18 protein-coding genes and 4 pseudogenes are annotated in these 21421 nt (G+C 64.9%); 12 read left to right on the top strand and 10 right to left on the bottom strand.

Annotated features, from left to right (window positions below; genetic code table 11):
• Positions 1-4 precede the first annotated feature (4 nt).
• The 3 genes from GJ633_RS01865 to GJ633_RS01855 all read right to left on the bottom strand — a co-directional run bounded on the left by GJ633_RS01865 (position 5) and on the right by GJ633_RS01855 (position 2350).
• A complete protein-coding gene (locus tag GJ633_RS01865; RefSeq protein WP_156586689.1) occupies positions 5-631 on the bottom strand; it encodes a hypothetical protein in 627 nt (208 codons plus the stop codon).
• Positions 628-1320 (bottom strand): DUF4129 domain-containing protein, encoded by a 693-nt coding sequence (locus tag GJ633_RS01860; protein ID WP_156586687.1) that lies wholly within the window; start codon positions 1318-1320, stop codon positions 628-630. The genes GJ633_RS01865 and GJ633_RS01860 overlap by 4 nt, the downstream gene beginning before the upstream one ends.
• A 229-nt stretch (positions 1321-1549) precedes the next feature.
• Positions 1550-2350 carry a TrmB family transcriptional regulator gene (locus GJ633_RS01855; RefSeq protein ID WP_156586684.1) on the bottom strand — a complete coding sequence of 267 codons (801 nt, stop codon included), beginning with the start codon at positions 2348-2350 and terminating at the stop codon, positions 1550-1552.
• Between the two features lie 394 nt (positions 2351-2744).
• On the opposite strand from GJ633_RS01855, the gene GJ633_RS01850 reads away from it, so the two are divergent.
• Together GJ633_RS01850 and GJ633_RS01845 are read left to right on the top strand one after the other, a co-directional pair.
• Complete coding sequence (locus GJ633_RS01850) at positions 2745-3542, top strand: TrmB family transcriptional regulator (RefSeq protein WP_156586682.1); 798 nt, start codon at positions 2745-2747, stop codon at positions 3540-3542.
• Positions 3543-3787: 245 nt separating this feature from the next.
• Positions 3788-4024, top strand: coding sequence for a HalOD1 output domain-containing protein (locus GJ633_RS01845; protein ID WP_156586680.1), 237 nt, complete (start codon positions 3788-3790; stop codon positions 4022-4024).
• A 513-nt stretch (positions 4025-4537) separates the two neighbouring features.
• Here the strand turns inward: GJ633_RS01845 and GJ633_RS01840 are convergent.
• The 6 genes from GJ633_RS01840 to GJ633_RS01820 form a co-directional block, all read right to left on the bottom strand.
• The gene (locus tag GJ633_RS01840; RefSeq protein ID WP_156586678.1) at positions 4538-4714 is read right to left on the bottom strand and encodes a hypothetical protein; all 177 of its coding nucleotides are present in this window, start codon (positions 4712-4714) and stop codon (positions 4538-4540) included.
• Between the two features lie 174 nt (positions 4715-4888).
• A complete protein-coding gene (locus GJ633_RS01835; protein WP_231741196.1) occupies positions 4889-5122 on the bottom strand; it encodes a HalOD1 output domain-containing protein in 234 nt (77 codons plus the stop codon).
• Between the two features lie 323 nt (positions 5123-5445).
• The gene (locus GJ633_RS01830; RefSeq protein WP_156586676.1) at positions 5446-5781 is read right to left on the bottom strand and encodes a HalOD1 output domain-containing protein; all 336 of its coding nucleotides are present in this window, start codon (positions 5779-5781) and stop codon (positions 5446-5448) included.
• Between the two features lie 162 nt (positions 5782-5943).
• Complete coding sequence (locus GJ633_RS16915; protein WP_197431188.1) at positions 5944-6207, bottom strand: HalOD1 output domain-containing protein; 264 nt, start codon at positions 6205-6207, stop codon at positions 5944-5946.
• 172 nt (positions 6208-6379) lie between these two features.
• Complete coding sequence (locus tag GJ633_RS01825; protein ID WP_231741192.1) at positions 6380-6928, bottom strand: hypothetical protein; 549 nt, start codon at positions 6926-6928, stop codon at positions 6380-6382.
• A 324-nt stretch (positions 6929-7252) separates the two neighbouring features.
• Positions 7253-7852 carry a hypothetical protein gene (locus GJ633_RS01820; protein ID WP_231741191.1) on the bottom strand — a complete coding sequence of 200 codons (600 nt, stop codon included), beginning with the start codon at positions 7850-7852 and terminating at the stop codon, positions 7253-7255.
• Between the two features lie 412 nt (positions 7853-8264).
• Here GJ633_RS01820 and GJ633_RS01815 point away from each other — a divergent pair, with 412 nt between their 5' ends.
• Positions 8265-8420 (top strand): hypothetical protein, encoded by a 156-nt coding sequence (locus tag GJ633_RS01815; protein WP_156586675.1) that lies wholly within the window; start codon positions 8265-8267, stop codon positions 8418-8420.
• Positions 8420-10234, top strand: a complete 1815-nt coding sequence (gene glmS / locus GJ633_RS01810; protein ID WP_156586673.1) for a glutamine--fructose-6-phosphate transaminase (isomerizing) — start codon at positions 8420-8422, stop codon at positions 10232-10234. The genes GJ633_RS01815 and glmS overlap by 1 nt, the downstream gene beginning before the upstream one ends.
• Before the next feature lie 90 nt (positions 10235-10324).
• Here the strand turns inward: glmS and GJ633_RS18180 are convergent, their stop codons facing one another.
• Positions 10325-11149, bottom strand: coding sequence for a glycosyltransferase family A protein (locus GJ633_RS18180; protein WP_321168864.1), 825 nt, complete (start codon positions 11147-11149; stop codon positions 10325-10327).
• Positions 11150-11473: 324 nt separating this feature from the next.
• On the opposite strand from GJ633_RS18180, the pseudogene GJ633_RS16910 reads away from it, so the two are divergent.
• The 8 genes and pseudogenes from GJ633_RS16910 to GJ633_RS01770 form a co-directional block, all read left to right on the top strand.
• Positions 11474-12435: pseudogene (locus GJ633_RS16910) on the top strand (lipopolysaccharide biosynthesis protein); the annotation flags it as partial.
• A gap of 45 nt (positions 12436-12480) precedes the next feature.
• On the top strand, positions 12481-12978 hold the full coding sequence (locus GJ633_RS16905; protein WP_394351112.1) for a polysaccharide biosynthesis C-terminal domain-containing protein: 498 nt from the start codon (positions 12481-12483) through the stop codon (positions 12976-12978).
• Positions 12979-13060: 82 nt separating this feature from the next.
• Positions 13061-14247: pseudogene (locus tag GJ633_RS18410) on the top strand (FG-GAP repeat domain-containing protein).
• 31 nt (positions 14248-14278) lie between these two features.
• Positions 14279-14881, top strand: a pseudogene (locus GJ633_RS18070) (alginate lyase family protein); the annotation flags it as partial.
• Entirely contained in the window at positions 14784-15524 is a 741-nt protein-coding gene (locus GJ633_RS18065; protein WP_321168862.1) for an alginate lyase family protein, read from the top strand. The pseudogene GJ633_RS18070 and the gene GJ633_RS18065, both read left to right, overlap by 98 nt.
• 101 nt (positions 15525-15625) lie before the next feature.
• A pseudogene (locus tag GJ633_RS18405) lies at positions 15626-17214 on the top strand (alkaline phosphatase family protein).
• Between the two features lie 293 nt (positions 17215-17507).
• Positions 17508-19085 (top strand): right-handed parallel beta-helix repeat-containing protein, encoded by a 1578-nt coding sequence (locus GJ633_RS01775; RefSeq protein ID WP_156586667.1) that lies wholly within the window; start codon positions 17508-17510, stop codon positions 19083-19085.
• Positions 19086-19499: 414 nt separating this feature from the next.
• Positions 19500-21421: right-handed parallel beta-helix repeat-containing protein (locus GJ633_RS01770; protein ID WP_303646434.1), on the top strand; the 1922-nt coding region annotated here is incomplete at its 3' end.

Raw genomic sequence — 21421 nt, 5'->3', positions numbered from 1 at the left:
GATCTCACCCACCCGTCGCTCCTTCTCGACGGGAGGCGATGGCTTCGACCGTCCGGTCAGCGGCGTGCGCGAGCCACGTCTCTCCCCGCCGGAGTGCGACCAGCCTCGTCGCCAGGGACGGCGGTCCGGCGTCTCGTTCCAGCAGCCCGGCCGCAACCGAGTCGTCCGTCCACGAGCCGTCGGCGACGCGCCGCTCGGCATCGGCCGGGCGACAGCCCTCGGCAGTGACGATAGTGCGAACGGCGGCCCGACGGAGTCGCTGGATCGCGGCCTCTCGCGCGGTCGGCGTCACGACGGGCAGCAAGCGGTGCCATCCGGCGAGTCGTCGGTCGAACGCCTCGCCGGGCATCGGGACCGGCGTCGGGCGCTCGACCTCGGGTACCGTGGCCCGGTATCCGGTCCTCGCGCTCGAGGCGAACGTCGTGGCGGCGAACAGGAGCGCGCACCCCCCGAGGCCGGCGGCCAGTAGGTAATCGCTGCCGAAGGCCGTGCGCAACGTCGCCGCCAGGGTGTCGGTGGTGCCGTCGACGAGCGTGAACGCAGCGAGCAGTGCGAGGAGGCCCGCCGTCCCGAACCCAATCCGAATCGCACTCGGTGACGCCGTCCCCTCTGTCCTGTCGCGTTCGCTCACTCCGTCGTCACCTCCTGTCGTCGACAGCGTCGAAGGCACCTGATCGCGCGATGCACACGCGTGGGTGTCGCCGGCGCGTCGTCATAGCGGGCCTCCTCGAACAGTTCCGTGAGCTCCCACACCGCGCGGCGATCGAAGCCGGCGCCGACCAGCTCCGCGGCGGTCTCCCGCGGTGTCGCGCTCGGGTCGGGGTCGACGTCGGCCGTCGAGACCAGCTCCAGCCACGACCGTTCGACGGTGTTTCTCGGCGGGTGCGACGATCGGTCGTCACCGGTGCCGGCAGTCGCGTCGTCGGTGGGCGGCCAGTGACCGTGCAGGCGGCGTTTCACCCACGCGAGGACGCGGCCGCGCCGAGAGAACGAGAGCAGGACGATGGCGGCCACGACCAGCCACAGCAGCGACGAGCCCACAGCCGACAGGAACGCCATGAGCATCGCTAGTAATCCTCGATCGCTCTCGACGCTGACCCCGCCGGAGCGCGCTCCTCGGTCCTCGGCAGCGTCCCCTGACTGGTAGGACCGTTTCAACTCCGAGGCGTCCTCGACACTCAGCGGAAGCGACGCGTACTCTAACTCGATCGCCTCTTCGGGGGACGTCTCGACGGTCGACTCCAGTGACGCCGAGAGGCTCACCAGCGCGAGGAGACAACAGACCACGACCGCGATCGAGAAGGCGCGCCGGCCGATCATCGGCGGTTCCCCCTCCGCGGAGCCGAACCGTGACCTGGACCCACAGATGGCCGCGAGCCTGTCGAAACGTCGGACTGTCGATGAGCCGGTGTGAGCGGCGAAATCTCGGTCGAGACTACCCGTTTCATCCACTCCTCCAATTGGGGGTCCGTCACGTAATTATACGCCTCCTACTCGGGCGACGGCGCGAGAAGGACGGTCCGCCACTGGTACGTATCACCTACAACTCTCATTGCGGGTCGCGAGCGGGAATCAGTCCTTGGGCCATGAGCCGCCGGGCGATCACGACGAGGCCATTCCCGAACCCTTCCCCGAAGATCGCTTGCTCTTTCTTGCTGTCGGGGATGATCGAACTCACCAAGATCGTTGAGCGGTCGACTAAGAGCAGTCGCCCGATCGCCGTCTCGTTTTCGACCGTGTATTCGCCGTGTAACCACTCCAGTCCGGAGATGAACGTTGTGGCGGCCGGCACGGCCGATCGAACGTGTTCTTGGAGCGATTCGGTCAAGGTTCCAATAACCACATCGACATCGGTACTGACTCGATTGAGGGTATCGACGAGATCCTCCGTCAAGAGCGATTCGTCGCCGATGACGAGCACGACCTCGTTCGTAGCCTGCTCGATGAGTTCTTCCGTCCGGGTTTCGATTGCGTCCCGCCCGGTCATCGCCCAGATCTGCTGGACGGGAGACTCGTCGTCTTCGTCGACGACGTCGACGGTCTCGAGGGCGTGGTGCAGTCGTTCGACGCGCTCCTCGTACTGAGCGCGGAGCGTTTGGGTCGCTTCCTCGAGCGGGACCGCACGAAACTGCTGCGGGCTCGAGTGCTGGATTTCGACCAGACCCTGCGCCTCGAGGACGCGTATCGCGTCGTACACGCGTGTCCGGGGGACCTGAGTTATCTCGCTCAGTTTCTTCGCGGTACCCGTATTGAGACGCGCTAATCCGACGAAGCATCGGGCCTCGTATTCTTTCAAGCCGAGTTGCTGGAGGATCTCGATCGCGTCCTCCACGTTTTCTGGTGTATCCATGTGTCCCAACCTCCCGGAGATCCCCGGGATTTCACTGAGGGTTATCCCTCGGAACGGATAGGTATTGTCACTCCCGATGTGACCGCGAGTCCGTTTCGAATACCGATCGTCGGTTTCGACGACGTACTCTGCAATTGAGTGAACGATGCCTGATATATTTGTAACGTTGATAGTGACTACGAGAGTACAATCTTTCTGCGGTACTCCACCCCGGTAAGTAGACTATATGAATAGAATCACTCGTTTAATCACAAAAGAGGTAATAGGGTGGACCACGACGTTTCGTCCGCACGCAGATCAGTTACTGTGTCCCAACCACCGTACTGCTGCGTGCCAGCCCGGTCACGCCAGCTCGGGGTGGCCGGGTTCGTACTCCCGGAATACAGCTACATTGATGAACAACGATCCAACTGAAAACCCACAGGCCGCGGCCATCGAGCAGCTCGAGCAGTTCGGGTTGAGTGCGTACGCTGCGCGGACGTTCGTGGCACTTGCGAGTCTGGGGTCGGGTACGGCCAAGGACGTGAGCCAGGTGTCAGAGGTGCCACGGACCCGAGTCTATGATGCGATCGACGAACTACACGACCGGGGGCTCGTCGACATCCTCCAATCATCGCCCAAGCAGTTCTGGGCGATCTCAGCCGAAACCGCGAGCCGAACGTTCGAACACGAACTCCAGCACCGTACTGACGTCCTGCGAACGGCACTGAGTGAACTCGAACCCGTCGAACGACGAGCCGAACAGCGGGGTGTCTGGACGGTCGATGGACAGCGGGCGGTCACGGAACGGGTCAGAGAGTTCTTCGCGAGCGCGGAAGAGGAGATCGTCTACATGACCGTCGAGGACCTCCTCACCGAGGACCTGATCGACGCGTTGAGCGAAGCCGCGGAGCGCGGCGTCTCGATCAAGCTTGGCGGCGTCTCGGCAGATGTCCAAGAGCGCATCCAGGACGACATCCCTGACGCGACGATGTTCGAGTCGCTGTGGGTCTGGTCGGATACGTCGGCAGGGCGACTCATGATGATCGACGGACGAAAGACGCTCGTGAGCGCACTCGTCAACGGTGCGGACGCGTCTCCGTCCGACCCGCGGTCGGAGACCGCCATCTGGGGCGAGGGCGAGACGAACAGTCTGGTCGTCGTGCTGAAGGCGATTTTCCTCTGGCGACTCGAAACGGAGCACCCGGACTGATGGTGTCCGGAGAATCACGAGTCAGGGGTGTCTGTGCTACTTCCGTAGGAAGGGCGTCAAAGCCGTTCGATAGTCGGTCGATACCGTCTCTCGGCTTCTTCGGCGATCCGTACGTGACAGCGGTCCCGTTCGCGAGTATAGCGGGTATCGGCTCGTCGTCTATCGATGGGTTCGTCCACCACGGACCCACAGCGATTCGCCACCGATCGAATAGGTTTTTATTGATACGTACGGACATTTACGAAATGAATCCAACTCTACCTGAACAAATCGCCATGGGCATCGCCGAGGCCGAGGGTGTGGAACCGGACGAGCTCGGGATCCACCTTCAGAACCACGTTTCTACGGACGCGATACGGGATCTCGTGGATCACGAGAGCAACTCGTGGCGGCTCCAGTTCGAGACGCCGAATCACATCGTGGAGGTCACGGGGAACGACGCGATCCTCGTCGACGGTGAGCGGATCCGGACCTTCTTGTGAGCGCCGCGGTTCCCGCCTCGCTAGACCGGAGATCGGAACGCATCCGGAACCGTCGTGGAAGCGATCGGCCGATTTCCGGTCTATTCGTGAGCTTACTCTGTCGAGTTCCCGAGTACGACAGCGTCAATCGTCGCTGGGTACGAGCATTTCCGGGTCGCGTTCGTACTTCGGTGTCGACACGAACGCAGCGATTCGCCGCTTGTCACCTTCTGTGATGAAGCTTTCCATACTCCCCCTGTTAAGCCGACGTGACTTGAGTAATTAGACCGTTCTCGACGGTAGCCGATTAATAATCGACCGCCTCGATCGAACCAGCGGATCCAGCAGACCAGCGGATCCAGCAGGCCAGTTTGCGGGACGAACGGTCGGAGTCAGACAGCACCGGCCGATTGGATCGGCGCCCGCACGGCCGTCGTCCGGATCGACGGTCGCGACTCGCTCGCCGTACTGACGGCTCAGCGATGCCGAAGAAGAGGTCGAGGGTCTCGACTCAATGCACAGCGCTCGAGGGGATCAACGCATGGAAGCCGCCGAGCAGTAGGCCCCCTCGCGAGCGGTGATCCACGCGGTCGTTCGACGGTCCTCGTCGACGTCCCTCGGGTAGATCGTACATTCGGTCGACGTCCCGTCGCCACTGACTATCGCCGCCTCGAACACCTCGTATCTCGGAGTCCCTGCATCCGTGTTCATCCGATACGAGCGATACGACGACACACGATATCGTTATGACCCACCTACAGCGATCGAGAACAGTAGCTGCGACCGAAGACAGCAGATACGTGTCTCGAATCGATCAGCGACGCGGTGAAACGCGGCGATCAGTGACCCGACGAAGCGTGGGCGAGATTCCCGGTGAGCACCGATCTACTGTCCCGGATCCTGGCCCGAGAAAACCGGGAGAACAGCGACCTCTCCGTCGCTATGTACGGTCACCTCGTGTTCGGCGTACGTAAACGAGACGGACACCTCCCCATCGCTCGAGCGAAACAGTGAATCCAGGGCGTCCGAGTCGATGAAGTCATACAGCGTAGCGAGCGCGAGCGGTTCGCGGCCCGTCGCGTCCGCCACGGTCTCGATGACAGCAGTGCTCGGTTCCATCGAGGTCCAATCGTACGTAGCCCGGTACGCGCCAGCCATCTCGGATCCGGGCTCGGAAGCGACTCGATTTGCGTCGGTCATGTGGATACTCCCTATCGGGGAATCTCCGTAGTAACCTTTTTGAATTCCGGCAGTATCGATATCGGAGGACCTCATCCGCCCTGGTACGGTGGAATACCCGGTCAAAACGCTCGATATCAGATTCGTTTGACCCATCGACCAATTACTTATTTGTCACGTGTTCGTGTATGCGAATTTTTTATTTACTGTCCGGTGTGGTAGAAACAATTCTCCGAGTACGAGTTGACGGACAGTCCTTCGCGTCACTCCTCGGAGCGTTCCTCTCGTCGCTTTTCAGCGCCCTTCCGCGTCGGGGTGCGGACGACGACTTCCCCGTTGCTGTGGACGGTGACCAGTCGATCAGCGAGGGAAAACGAGACGCGGATCCCGTCGGCCGTCCGACCGGTTCCGGTCGACTGGACAAGCGAGTCCAACGCGTCGGGGTCGATACGGTCGTACAGTGGGCCGAACGAGGTGGGTCCACCGCTCACCACGCTCGCGACGGTGTCGACGACGGCGTCCGATGGACTCGTGGTTGACCAATCGTACTGTGCGTGGGCTTCGATATCTCCATCACTGAACTCCTCGGACCGGTCCATCGGTTCTTCGATACGGATCGGGGATATATTAAACTGTTGTGATTATTGTAGTAACTTAGCTTTCGCGGGACCGAAACACGAGCGGGACGTCTCACCCTCTCTACTCATGTGGTCCCTCGAACACTTCGAACTTGCCGTTCCCTCAAACGTCCGTTGCGGTGATCAGACGTATGTATCCGGTGAATCTGTCCTCGAAGCACGCAGCGGACAGACGTATACGGTGGAATCAGAGTGGACGAGGACGCGCATTCCGGCGTACGAAAACGTGACAGTCACGTCGTGCGATCGGTCGTTCGTCACCACCGCGTCCAACCCGTCAGTATGGATCGCGTCGGAAAGCGGTGGGAGTGCGTCCACCGGCTCACCTAACGCGTCCGAGACGGTTTCGCTCACGGTTACGCAGATATCCTTGTGCACGCTCCCCATGATACCAGGTATCCACCCACCCAGTTAATAATAAAGTGCATATTGGAACCTCCTTCGAGCTTACTCGAACCCCGTCCGTCACGTGCCGTCGCTTACGGTCGGATCTCCCCGCTTACTGCGCCGTCGACGGTCCCAGAGCAGCGGGACAGTACCGGGAGCGGTAGTTCACCGTTCATACTGGCTCAGTTCGATCGGAATCTCCTCTTCGCTGTTTTGAGTCTGCCAGTACTGTCCGACGGCCGAAGCCACGAATATGACGAGGATTCCAGCACCCAGCACTGGCGTCGGGACGGCGTCGAAGACGGGAACGTCCAGCGCGGACAAAGACAGCGCGATCGCCCCCCGCAATTACGAGCAGGAGGTAATGGAACGTCCACGGGTATGTCGACCGATCGTTCGTCGTGAGATACTCGTCGATATCGTCGGCCCGTTCGGTGAGGCGGACGATCCCGCTTTCCTTGTCGTAATCGATGGTGTCCATCTCTGCCATCTTCGGGAGATGAGTTTGATACAGGGAGACGTAGACGCGCTTGCGTTGTTGGCTGGTCAGCTCGTCGGCCGGGACGTCGTTTTCCATCGACGCGATCTGTTTGGCGAGCTCCTGCATCCCGACCGACCCGCCGTTCCGCCGGAGGTAGTACAACACCATTCGACGGCGGTGGTTACTCAGGAGTTCGAAGACACTGTCGGGCGTCAACGATTCGGTATCGGAAGAGCTCATCGTCAGAACCACCAGTCCCGTTCGTCGGTACCGTCTCTTTGCATACCCGTGTCATTCTGTAAACGGTGGATAGTTATGAACCGGATTCTCCGGGTGTAGGACACTCCTACTCGGATATTCTCATAAGTAATCCGGCGTGAAAATCCCGTTCCGAACGAGGCGATTGCGAGGTCCGGGTTCGACGAAAAACGGGACGGCTCGTCGACGGGTTATGGAAGACTCAAGGCTAAAACCTCGCCCTGAACAGTAGTTGCCGAAACCATCAACATTGTGACTAATAAAGTTGGGAGAGCGCGGAACGGGAGTTGATTCGGCGACTACCGTTTAGCGCGGGGAGGATGTCAAGTTGGTGAATCGAATCGCCGAAACACCGACGAGCGTCCCGACGAAGAGGGCGATAACCACCTGTATCGTCGTGCTCGAGGATACTGCCCCGAAGAGGACGGGCACTACGAGCAGGAGCGCGACGCCGAGCGACAACGTCGAGTGGTACCGTGTCCATTCGGGCTCGGCGGCGTCGTTCTCCACGGAGAGGTATCGCTCGAAGAGGGGCGTGTATTCCCCGGTCTCGATCCGTCCGCGCGGCTTGTTGTACGAGATCGCACCGTAGTCGTGCATCTTCGGTAAATGGCACTGGTACAGTCCCACGTACACGCGCTTGCGTTCCTGTGAGGTGATCTGTTTGACGTCCTTTCCCGTCTCACGCGCGGCGATCTCTTCGGCGAGCTCGTCCAGCGTAATCTCCTCTTCGACCTCGATCAGATACTGTAGCACCCGTCTCCGCCGCTGGTTTTTCAGTATCTCGAACAGCTGATCGAACCCGATCGACGCCGCTTCGATGTCCATCTCGGCCCCGTCCGAACCGATGGATTCCGTCTCCGGCGTTTGGGGACGAGCCTGGCTCGGATCGTGGGCCTCACTCATTTGATCGTTCATTTAGTATCAATGTGTTTTAACTTTCAGACTGGGTACGACGGTCTTATGTGAAGTAGACCGTTCTTATCAACTCAATGTCCTCTTTAATATTTAAACATATGACATTTTAACTGAGAGTATATGTATTGAGTAACTGGGTGACAACTCAGGCATCGACGGCTCCACACGGACACCGTCACTCCGGGCGCTACTGGCTCTCGCCCCAGTCGGGTTCCTCGGGGGTTCGCCGCCGTGTTCACTACGGTGTTCGGACGGAAACCGCGGGAGAACGGGGAGGGAGATACGGTGGAACGGCGGGTGGAGACGACGAGCGAGCGGCGGGAACGGTTATCAGTTACTTACTCCGGATCGGTCACCAAATCCGGTCCATAACAAAGTAGCCTGCCGGCCTGAACGGGGTATGACGAGTGAGCCCGGAGCGAACACGATCGGTGATCTCCCCGAACGCGGGACGACACGTTCGAACGACGTGTACGACACGAACGGGCCCGCGAGCACCGAGGCCGGGGCGTTGGCCGCGCGCGACGTCGACGAGAGTGTCGAGGTGATCGCGTAATGTGTGGTATCGTGGCTCGTATCGGGGAAAGCGACGACGCGACCGACGAACTCCTCGTCGGTCTGGACAACCTCGAGTACCGTGGCTACGACTCGGCCGGCATCGCCGTCCAGAACGGATGCGACGTGGACGTCCGCAAGCGGGCGGGCGACATCGACGACCTGCGGAACGCGCTTTCGACGGACTCGCCGAGCGGGTCCATCGGCATCGGCCACACGCGGTGGAGCACCCACGGCCCGCCGACCGACGCCAACGCGCACCCGCACACCGACTGTTCCGGACGGATCGCGATCGTCCACAACGGGATCATCGAGAACAACGGCGAGCTCCGTCGAACGCTCCGCCGGGAGGGTCACGTCTTCGAGAGCGACACGGACACCGAAGTCGTCCCCCACCTGATCGAGTCGGCGGTGGCGGACGGGGCTCCCCCGATGGAGGCGTTTCGCACGGCCATCGATCGGATCGACGGGAGTTACGCCGTCGCTGCCGTCATCGGTGGCAGAGAGGGGGTGTACGCGGCCCGCAACGATTCGCCGCTGGTGATCGGATCGGGCGACTCGACACAGTACTTAGCCAGCGACGTCCCCGCGTTCTTGGAGTTCACCGACCGCGTGACGTACCTCGAGGACGGCGACGTCGTCCGGGTCACCCCGACCGGGTTCACGGTCACCGACGGCCACGCCCAGAGCGTTCACCGGCGGACAGAAACCGTCGACTGGGACCCGCAGGACACCGGCAAAGGGGGGTACGACCACTACATGCTCAAGGAGATAAACGAGCAGCCGATCGCCCTCGGACGATCCGTCCGTGGCCGGGTCGACTCGCTCGCCGAGGAGGTCGAGCTCGACGGGTTCCCCCCCGGAACCTTCGACGGGATCGAACGGGTACACCTGGTCGCGATGGGGACGTCGTACCACGCGGCGATGTACACCGAGTCGTTGCTGGCACGGCGAGGCGTTCCCGCGCGCGCGTTCATGGCCTCCGAGTACGCGATGGCTCCGCCGCCCGAAGAGAACGGGACGCTCGTGTTGGCGATCTCACAGAGCGGCGAAACCGCGGACACCATAGCGGCCGTCAGGGCGGCTCGCGCGGAGCGGACGACGGTGGTAACGAACGTCGTCGGGTCGTCGCTGACGCGGGAGTGTGACGACACGCTGTTGGTCCGTGCCGGCCCGGAGATCGGCGTCGCCGCGACGAAGTCCTTCTCCTCGCAGGTGGCGACGCTGTCGGTCCTCTGTGAACGGATCCGTCGAGACGTGGTCGGGACGCCGTCGGCGGACGCGGAGTCGTTCCTGTCGGCACTGACGGAACTGCCCGATCACGTACAGCAGGTCGTGGACGGCTCCTCGGCCGAAGAGATCGCCGACTCGTTCGTCGACTCCGACGCGTACTTCTTCATCGGACGCGGGCCGGGCCACGCGGTCGCCTTGGAGGGGGCGTTGAAGTTCAAAGAGATCACCTACGAACACGCCGAAGGGTTCACCGCCGCCGAACTGAAACACGGTCCGCTCGCGCTCGTCACCGAGAACACGCCGGTGTTCTCGGTCTTCAACGGACGGGACGGCGACACGGAAACGCTCGGTAACGTCAAGGAGATACGGGCGCGCGGGGGCCCGGTCGTCGCCGTGGCGAGCGAGGACGCCCCGGACCTCGAGGGGGACGTCGACCACGTCCTGCCCGTTCCCGCCACCCACCCGGACCTCGTGGGCGTCCTCGCGAACGTCCAGCTCCAGCTCGTCGCGTACCACGCCGCGAAACACCGGGGGCGGTCCATCGACAAGCCGCGCAACCTCGCGAAGAGCGTCACGGTCTGACGACGGTGCGACGCCGGCGCGGTCAGTCGCGACCGCCCCCGCCCGTCCGACCTGATCCGGTACCGCCCCTCGGCGCCGAGGACGCAGTCGCTACCCCCGAGACGCGAGCGATTCGTACGTCCGTCGAAGTCGCCGAACGCCCCGCCGAGCGGGACCCCCTCCGACCGACACCGCCAGGTAAAGCCACGTCCGTCGCTGTCGGGGATCGTGCCGGAGCGAGCGCAAGAGCCAGCGACGTGCCTCGCCGTACCGTCCGTTCTCCATCGCGGTCGCGCCGAGCGTTCGCGAGAGCGACGCGACGAGCGCCCGCTCGCAGGCGGGCCCGTACTCGGCGGCCAGCTCCCGATGCGCCTCGAGGAACCGCGGATAGGCGACGTCGCGGGCGGCCTCGAAATCGTCGGTGAGCTGGTCGTACTCCCCGAACCCACGCCGGACCAGCGCGTCGGGAACCGGCCGGAACGTTCCGTGCTCCGAGAGCCGGACGTACCACTCGCGGTCCTCCCAGATCGGGAGCTCCTCGTCGAAGTCCCCGGCGGCGTCGATCGCCGACCGCCTGACCATGATCGTCGAGGTCGGGGCGCAGGCTTCCCCGCGGAGGAGGTTCTCGGTGACGTGACCGGACAGCGACGGCGTTCGTCCGCCGACGCGCTCACCGTCGCGCACGGCGAACTGACCCGTGTAGACGGCGACGACCCCGGGATCGAACGACGCCACCTGTCGCTCGACCTTCTCGGGAAGCCACCTGTCGTCGTCGTCGAGGAACGCCACGTACTCCCCGGTCGCCGCGCGGATGCCGAGGTTCCGGGCGGCGCCCGGTCCCTCGCCGTCGTCACGGCGATACGTGACCGGAACGTCCCCGGCGCAGCGACGCACCAGCGACTCGACGGGGTCCCGGGACCCGTCGACGACGACGATTTCGAGGTTCGGGTACGTCTGTTCACGGAGCTAGCGAGTGCGCCCTCGAGCTTCGCCGGCCGATCGCGGGTTATCAGGACCGCACTGACCAGCGGCCGGTCCGGTGTCTCCATCGGCCGGATGTGGCCCCGGGAGACGTATTGTTAGGCCGTTCGTTACGTCGGTCCGCGCTTCCCGGACCTCGCCGCGATTCCGTCTGTGCCAACATACCACAAGGAGGACACCGCCACGTGGGGGCAGTAACGTGTTCCATCGGGTCGATAACGCGTTCATAACAATGGCCGCGACACGGGTTCTCTGCGATAGATTCATACTCGTCGTACCATGTCACTTCTCTCCGCACTCCGACAGCTTCTGACCCGCCTCACGCCGGGCGGCGACCTCACCGAACAGACGGTGAAAAGCGGTATCTGGGCCACGGTAACGAACATCCTCGACCGCGGTCTGCAGCTGCTGATGATCGCGATCCTCGCTCGGATGCTCACGCCGGCCGATTTCGGGCTCCTCGGTATCGCCCTGTTGACGCTGACGGCGTTCAAGCGGTTCTCGAACATCGGGTTCGACCAGGCGCTCATCCAGAAGGCATCGGGGAACGTCGACAGCTACCTCAACACCTACTGGGGCATCGAAATCCTCCGCGGCATCGTGCTCGCCGGGATCCTCCTGCTCATCGCGCCCCTCGTCGCCGCCTTCTTCAGCGAACCTCGCGCCACCCCGATCCTCCGGGTCATCGCGCTCACTCCGCTGCTCCTCGGGCTGCGCAACCCCGGTATCGTGTACTTCAGGAAGAACCTCGAGTTCCACAAGCAGTTCGTCTACACGATGAGCGGCTCGGTGACGAACTTCGTCGTCGCGCTCGCGGTCGCGCTCGCGACCCAAAGCGTTTGGGCGCTCGTGTTGGGGTACGTCGCCTCGGACGCCGCTCGGCTGCTGGCGTCGTACGCCATCCATGGCTACCGTCCGTGGCCGGAGTTCGACTTCGACGTCGCCCGCGACCTCTTCGGGTTCGGGAAGTGGATCACCGGCTCGGAGAGCGTCTACTTCCTCATCAACCAGGGGGACGACGCGGTCATCGGCTGGGTGTTGTCCGCCGCGTCGCTCGGGCTCTATCAGGTCGCGTACCAGTTCGCCAAGCGCCGGCGACGGAGATCTCCCAGATCATCTCGAGCGTCGCCTTCCCGGCGTACTCCCAGCTTCAAGACGACATCCCCGCCCTCCGATCGGCGTTCTACCGGACGCTTCAGGTGACGATGGTGATCTCCTTTCCCGCCTCGGTCGGCATCGCGACCGTCGCCCCGACCTTCGTGGAGGCCGTCCTCGGAACCGAGTGGATGCCGATGGTCCCGGTGATGCAGTTGGTCGCGGTGTACGGGCTCCTCATCGCGCTTGGATCGGCGTACTCTCCGGTGTGGAAGGCACTCGGGCGGCCCGACTACATGGTGAAGCTTGGAGTCCTCCGGCTCGTGTTGACCGCGATCATCATCATTCCCGTCACCCGGGAATTCGGCATCGCCGGGACGGCGGCGGCCGTCCTCGGCGTCTACATCTTCCCGGTGATGCCGATCGACGTGTACCTCGTGCTCGAGTCGGTCGAGACGAGCCTCGGTCGGTTGCTCCGGGAGATGGCGTACCCGGCCGTCGCGAGCCTCCTCATGGGAGGGGTCGTCCTCTGGCTCCAGGCGACGCTGACGCTCGAATGGGTGCTCCTCGAACTGGTCGTCCTCGTCGCGGCCGGCGCTGCGGTGTACGGGGCCGCGGTCGCGGTGCTCGAGACCCAACTCCGCTGGGGGCTGCGGAAGACGCTCCGGAACTTCGCCGGGGCGATCTGACCGCCGACGAGCGCGTAATCCGACGGGCCACGGGGTGCGTAGGCGATCGATAACAATGCCGAACGCCCCCCAGAGGGGATCCATGCAGACACAGAGACTCCGCTTTCGCCACGAGGTCATCGACGCGGCCCCCCCGACGACCAAACTCGGCACCTGTCTGACGACCGATCTCACCGGCAACGGTCACCCGGACGTCGTCGTCGGAGGAGCCGGCCCGGAGACGAAGCTGTTCGTGGGCGGGGGCCGGACGCGGCTCCCGAGCGTGGAGGGGATCAAGCAGGCGACGGGGCTCGCCGGTCCGACCCTGTTCTGGTACGAGAACCCCGGCTGGGAGCGACACGCCATCTCCGACGTCCCCCAACTCGGGGTCGGGTGCGCGCTCGGCGACGTCGACGGGGACGGACGCGTCGACGTCCTCGCCGGACAGGGGATCCACCACAACGCGGTCTACTGGTTCGAGCAGCCGCCCGACCCGCGCTCGAGTTGGGACCGGCACCTGGTGACGGAGCGTTTCGAGAAGTACCACGACCTCGCCTTCGGGGACGTGGACGACGACGGCGATCCCGAGGTGGTGGGGCTCTCTCAACGCTCCGGAGTGGTGTTCTACTACGATATTCCGGCGGACCCGACGGTCGAACCCTGGCCCGAGGAGAACTGTCACGTCGTGGACGGGGACAGCGACGCCGAGGGCGTGTGGATCGGCGACCTCGACGGGGACGGCCGGACGGAACTCGTCGTCGGCACGGACGTCTACCGTCGGCGCGACGGGACCCACGCGTGGACCCCGAACCGATAGCCACCGGCTGGGACGACGTCCGCGTCGCGGTCGGGGACGTCGACGGCGACGGCGAGTACGAGGTCGTGCTGGCGGAGGGAGATTCCCCCACCTACGGCACCCATCCCGGACGGGTCGCGTGGTTCGACCGGCGGGACGACGGCTGGGAGGAGACGGTGCTCGCCGACGACCTGTTCTGTCCGCACAGCCTCCAACTCGCGGACTTCGACGGGAACGGGCGGCTCGACATCTACGCGGCGGAGATGAGCCTCGGCGAGAACGACGTCCCGCGACACTACGTGTTCAGAAACGAGGGCGGGGGTCGGTTCGAACGGACCGTCGTCGCGGAGGGAGTCGAGACCCACGAGGCGAAGGCGGTGGACCTCACCGGCACCGGCGTCCCCGACGTCGTCGGCAAGTCCTACACGCCCGACCACCACGTCGACGTCTGGTACAACGACTTCGAGGCCGCAGGGCGCGACGCGGAACGATGATCGGACCGGCGGAACGGGCGGCGATGGACGGATGACTGCGGGAGGTTCCGACGGCGACCCGATACGTCGTCGGGACGTCCTGCGCGGGGTCGCGGCGCTCGGTACCGCCGCGGGCGTCGCCGGGTGCGGATCCAAGACGCCCGGAAGCGGGGACGTACCGCCACCGGAGGATCGGACGTCCTCGTCGCCGACGGTGTACGCCGGGATCCTCTCGAGCGAGGAGGTCGCGGCGATCACCCAGCAGGTGACGGCCGGGAACGAGCCCTGGTCCACGGCGTACGACGCCCAACTCCGGGACGCGAAACGGGCACTGACGGCGACGCCGGTGAGCGTCGTCGACGACGGATCCCCCGACGGCGTCGACGAGCATCGGTTCGCCACCGGCGAGGACCGGCCCGATTACCACGCCGCGATCGATATGGGCACGTGGGTCCGCGACCTCGGGATCGGGTACGCCTTCACCGGCCGCGAACGATTCGCCGAACGGGCGATCGAGCTGCTCGATCACTGGTTTCTCGCCCCCGAGACGCGGATGTATCCCTCCGGCCGGAACTTCGGCGAGGCGTACTTCTCCATCGAACTCCACATCACCATTCCGACGCTTCTGTACGGCGCAGCGCTCGTCCGCGACGCCTCCCACTGGTCCACCGTCGAGGCGGATCGGGGGGGAGCTCCGCGCGTGGGCCGAGACGTACCTGGCGGACCTCGAGGACGGCGAAGGGCGACAGCGGTACACCGGGGTCGTCCGGAACAACATCTACGCCTGGTGGATCCTCGCCCGGGCGACCGCGGCGGCGTATCTCGACGACCGCGACGCGCTGGGGCGCGCGTTCGACGACTGGCGTGAGAACGCCTTCGACCAGCTCGAGCCGAACGGACTCTTGAGACACGAACGGGGGCGGACGGACGGGCTGGACTACTCCATCTACGGGCTCAAGTCGCTGACGCTCACCGCCGAGATCGCCCGGCACTACGGCGTCGACCTCTACGAGTACTCCCTCCCCGACGACGATACGAGCGCGCTCTTGCGAGCCTTCGAAGGGCACCAGCCGTACGTCGTCGGCGCGGAGGAATGGGAGTGGGGAACCGGCGAGGACGGGTACACCGACGCGGAGCGGACGGCGGCGGGATCGGTGTACGAACTCGCGTACTCGCGGTGGAACCGCACCGAGTTCCGGCGCGTCGTCGAGGCGATCGGTCGGCCGCTGTACGACCGGCGGATCCTCGGGTGGACGACGCTGACCCACGCCAACCGCTTCGAACTCGATCTCGACTGATATCGACGGCTTACCCGAGTACGCGAAGCATAACAAACCGGATCCTCCGCTAAGCGGAGCGCAATGATTCGGATCGAACCACGTCCACGGGGGCGGTCCCGGTGAACGAGGGCAGCGACCGTGCGTTCGTCCTGGGGCTCGACGGCGTTCCGTGGCCGCTCGTCGAGCCCTGGATCGAGACCGGCGAACTCCCCGCGTTCGCCGAGTTGGTCGAGGAGGGGGCGTCCGGGCCGCTTCGGAGCACGACGCCCGCGAACACGCCGGTCGCGTGGCCCTCCATCGCGACCGGCGCCTGGCCCGATCGGCACGGGCTGTACGAGTTCATGAAGCTCGACGCCGACTACAGCCAGCGGCCCTACAACCGGGAGGACCTCCGACGGCCGCCGCTCTGGGGCCTGCTCTCGCCCGCCGTCGTCGCGAACGTGCCGATGACGTATCCCGCGGGCGGAGTCGGCGAGGACGGGACGATGGTCGCCGGGATGATGACACCCACGCCCGACGCGGACGGGTTCACGCAGCCACCCGAACTGGCCGACGAGATTCTCGACCGGATCCCGGGGTATCGAGTCGGACTCAAGTGGCACCGGTACGGCGATGACCGACGCGACGAGTTCCTCGAAGACTTCGCGGAGCTGTTCGAGGGACGCCGCGATCTGTTGCGGTCGCTCATGGAGCGGGACGACTGGCGGCTGTTCTTCTTCACGTTCACGGCACCCGACAGGCTCCAGCACCTGATCTGGGACGAGGACGTACTCTTAGGCCACTACCGCGATCTCGACGCGGTCCTCGCGGAGGTAATGGAGTACTGCGATCGACGGAACGCGACCCTCTACGTCGTCTCCGACCACGGGTTCGGCCCCATCTCGCGGATCGTCAACGTCAACCGGGCGCTGGCGGACGCGGGGCTGTTGACGCCGAAGGACTCGAGCGGAGTCCGGGCCGCGCTCTCGCGGACGGGGTGACGAAGTCGCGCGTCCTGGGTGCCTTAGCGCGGGTCGGCATCGACGACGAGACGCTCGTCGAGCGGCTCCCGGCGTCGGTCGTCGACAGCGTCGCCCGGACGGTGCCCGGGGACCACGCCCTCTACGACGTCGACTCCGAGCGAACCGAGGCGTTCCTCCACGGGCTGGGGAGCGTCTACGTCAACGACACCGCTCGCTTCGACGTCGGGGCGGTCGACCCGAGCGAGCGAGACCGGGTCAAAGCCGAGGTGATGGAGGCGCTCTCGACGCTGAGGGACCCCGCCACCGGCGACGCGGTTCTCTCGGTCCACGACGGCGACGACCTCAACCCGGGGGACGAGTTCGCCCCGGACGTGGTCGTCGAGGGCGTCGAGGGGTACCACGTCAAGCCCGGGCTCGAGGACGACGCGGTCGTCGACGCCGACGGTATCGCCGCCTACCACCGACCGGACGGCGTGTTCTTCGCTCGTGGCCCCTCGATCAAGGCCGGAACCGCGGTCGAGGGAGCGACGGTCGTCGACGTGGCACCGACCCTTCTCCACGGGCTCGGCGAGCCGGTTCCGGCGGCCGCCCAGGGAACGGTGCTGACGGAGGTGTTCGAACCCGAGTCACCGCCGGCGACACGGGAGGTGTCCCGTCAGGACCGCGGCTCGTCGAACGGAGCGACCGACCGACTCGAGAGCGACGAGGCGGTCGAAGAACGCCTCCGCGGACTCGGCTACCTATGAACCGCGAGTCGAGCGAATCCGGGGGAACGAGACCCGGAACGCAGAGTGGGTCGGACGGTCCCGAAACGCAGAGTGGGTCGGACGATCGACGCGCTGGCGACGGGAGTGGCGAGGGGAGCGACGGCGGTGATTCGAGCGACGGAGGCGACCCGAGGGATTCCATCGGCAGACGCCCCTATCTCGGGTTCCTCGGCGCTGCGGTGGCGTCGCTCGCCGGCTGTATGAGCTCGGAAGCGAACGACGACCCGAGCGGCCATCCGATTAATCCACGGGACGACACTTCCCAGGGAGGAATGCACGACGACGCATCGCCCCCCGAATCCGACGAGGAGCGGTTCGGGACCCGGCACGGGATCGAGTTCAACCGGGTACTGGACGCGGTCGACGACCTGGGTTTGGACCCGTCGGGCGAGGTCGCCGTCGAGGACGACATCGAGTCGGCGCTGTCGAGCGCCGGGACGCTGCTGTTGTTTCCGGAGGGACAGTACCGTTTCAGTGCGTCCGTGTCACTCGACGCGGAGCGGATCGGCCTCCTCGGACGGGGGTCGGTCGAGTTCGTCCCCGACCCCGGATTCGGCAGCCTGTTGTTCGACGGTCAGGGAGAGGATCTCGACGACGTGCTCATCGAGAACGTCGACGTCGACATCCGCGCGCCGGACACGACCGCCGGGATCAGGATCAAGTGTTGGAACCGCTTTCACATCGAGGATATCGAGTTCCTCGGCCGGGGGACGAAGGACTCTCCCGGCGGGACGACGAGCGCGTTCCTCCTCGCGCTCCGCAACGAAGACGGACGGGGGGTCCTGCGGAACGCGGTGGCGAAGAAGGGCTCCCGTATCGACGGCTACGAAGGGGGAAACGGACGGATCGGCGTGTGGGTCGGCTGGACGAACAAGGGGACCGTCCGTATCGAGGGGTGTGACTTCCGCGAGTTCGGCAACAACGGCGTGTACGGGTCTCGAACCCCCGGAAACGTCGAGATCGTGGATTGTTACTTCCTCAACAACAACGTGGCGGGTCCACGCATCGGCGGGGCGGGGAGCTACGTCGAGGACTGTACGGTCGAGATCGACCTCAGGAAGTACACCGGCGGGAGGGTGGACACGTCGACGGAGTTCAACACGCGGGCGATCGTCGTCGAGCAGGGCGTCCAGCGGGAGGGTGCGGAGCCGCTACCGGCGGGTGCAGAGATCCGCGGCTGTACGCTCCGTGCTCGCCGGTCGCCGCGGTCGCAGGCGGTCATCGAACAGTCGCCGCAGGCGCGCAGCCTCGTCGTCCGCGACACGGATATCCGGTGTGACATCGACGGGACGCCGGCGGTACGTCGCGCGCCGGTGGGGACGCTCCCCTACCGGCCGGACCGGGAGCGGCCACCGCTCCCGCACTGGACACACCTGCGGAACGTCACCATCGGCGGGAACGCGGCCGGCGGCGTCGCGGTCGACCTCCGACTGGCACCTGGATCGACGGTGGCGAACTGCGAGATCATCTGTCGGGGGACGGATCGGGACGGGATTCTACTGGATCAATCGCTGCGGAGCGAGGTGAGCGGGAGCAGTATCTGGACGGACGGACACCCGATCGTCGTCGCCGTCGACCCGACGACCACGCCCGACCACCACCTCCTGTGTCTCAACGTCGAGACGGTCCTGGAACGGTTCAGCGACGACGGCGCGGCCGTCGAACTCACCACGGACCCGCCCCTGTTCCGGGTACTCGCCCGGAACTCCGGGACTGACAGCGTCTGTCTCGGACTCGGACCCACCGTGTCGACGTTGCCGTTCGTCGAAGCCCTCTCCGATTCCCTCCGGATCGGTATCGACGCGCTGGAGGACGGCGTCCCCCTCGGGCAGATATTGAACCGGCAGTGACGGGTCCTCCGACGCAGTACGGACAGATACACCCAGTACGGACGGATACCGGCCGTCGATCGAGACTCGCACCTGGATCGATCGGGTCTGTTACCGGGCCGAGACGGATCGCGGTGGGCTCGCTTCCGCGCGCGGCGGTCCCCCCTGTTCGCCCGCCGGTTCGCGGTGCCCTGTAGCGACGCCGCCTTCCCGTCGAAGTACTCGCCGATCCGCCCGGTAAGGAGCTCCTACTCATCGAAATGGCCGGGATGGAAATCTCTACTCGATTGAGAACGCTGGTAGGGTATCTCTACCACACGATAAACGGTACCATCACTATTCGGATACTAACTGGTAACCAATCGAAACCATCTGTCTCTACCCGGCCAGTTATTGGTGAAAACGGTTATTCAAGTAACTCGGGGATACTCGTCCATGTCCAAAGAAAGGACACCTGATGACGGTACAGTAGGAGACGATTACGGAAACGATACCGAGGTAGGAGACGATTACCGAGACGATTCCCGGCTGCTCGACCGTCGTGGCTATCTGAAGATGGCGGGTGCGGCCGCGGCAGCGGTCGCGACGGGCTCAACGGCCGGAGCCGCCGCCGGGGGAATGACCCGTCACGGTATCGAGTTCGATCGGGTGCTGGACGCGGTCGACGATCTGGGACTGGACCCGTCCGGGAACGAGGCGGTGAACGATCGGCTCGACGCCGCACTCTCGGAGGGGACGCTGGTGCGGTTCCCCGAGGGGGAGTACCGGTTCGACGGGGAGATCGTCGTCGACGCCGACCGCGTCGGCGTGCTCGGCGAGGGCGACGTGCGGTTCGTCCCCACGACCGGCTACACGGGGCTCCTGTTCAACTACGATCCGGTCCCGGACGACGTGCTCATCGAGAGCGTCGACGTCGACATGCGCGCCGACGGAACGACGACCGGGATCAGGCTCAGGTGCCGGAACCGCTTTCACATCGAGGACATCGAGTTCCTCGGTCGTGGGCTCACGGACAACTCCGGACAGGTCAGCGCCTTCCTCCTCGGGATCACGAGCGAGAGCGGGCGGGGGGTCCTGCGGAACGCGGTGGCGAAGAAGGGATCCCGTGCCGACGGCTACGCGAGGGGCAACGGGCGGATCGGCGTGTGGGTCGGCTGGACGAACAAGGGGACCGTCCGCATCGAGGGGTGTGACTTCCGCGAGTTCGGCAACAACGGGACGTACACCTCCCGGACGCCCGGACAGGTGGAGATCGTCGACTGCTACTTCCTCAACAACAACGCCGCGAACGTGCGCATCGGCGGGGCGGGAAGCTACATCGAGAACTGTACGATCGAGATCGACTTCGAGAAGTACACCGGACCGGAGCTGGGGGACATCTCGACGGGATGGGGGATGCGCGGCATCCAGATCGAGCAGGGCGTCCAGCTCGATGGAGCCGAGTCGATCCCGGCGGGCGCGGAGGTCCGCAACTGCGAACTCGTGGGGAGAAACGCCCCGAACGGAATCGCCATGGTGAACCTCTCGCCGCAGGGGCGGAGCCTGTCCATCGAGGACACCCGCATCCGGACGGACATCGGCGACATGTGGGCCGTCCGTCGGGGGCGACCCGGCACGATCTCCTGGCGCGAGTGGCAGGAGACGGCACCGAAACCCCACTGGATACGGATGGAGAACGTCAGCATCACCGGATCGGCGTCCGGGCGGGAGGCCGTTCGGCTCGTCGAAGCGGACGACTCGGTCGTCCGGAACTGCTGTATCCACCAGCCGGGGTCGAACCGCGACGGGGTCAACTTCGTCGACGCCGACGGCGGTGTCGTCGAGGACTCGACCATCGACGTGACCGGCAGGGAGATCACCCTCGAGAACTCGACAGCGTCGAGCTCGTCGATAACTCGGGACGGGTCGTGTCCGTTTCCGGACCCCCAGCCGGCGTCGTCGGGTTCGACGGACGATTCTACGTCTGACTCGACGGACGACACCACGTCTGACTCGACGAGCGATTCCACGTCGACCGGAACGAACGACGGTCAGGAACTCGTCATCGACGGGAGCGTCACCTACGACCGCGTGAACTACACGTTCGAGGTGGACGGAAGCGTCGAAGCCGGCCCGCGCGCCAACGGCAGCGACACGATCGACGGCACCACCGTCTCCGGGCACGTCGAAGGCGGCGTCGACTCCTTCTGGGTCACGGGCGAGTTCACCGACTTCCAGATGGACGGCGACGTGCCGATCCGTCTGGACGGCGAGACGGTCGCTCCGTCGAATCTGGTCTCGGAGGAGACGACCGAGTCGACCGACGAAAGCGGACGAGTCCACCGCGGAAGACACCGACTCCACGAACGAGGAGACCG

This window comes from Halorubrum sp. CBA1125 (genome assembly GCF_009742825.1).
Lineage (GTDB): Archaea > Halobacteriota > Halobacteria > Halobacteriales > Haloferacaceae > Halorubrum.
This window is presented reverse-complemented; position numbering and strand designations above follow the sequence as displayed.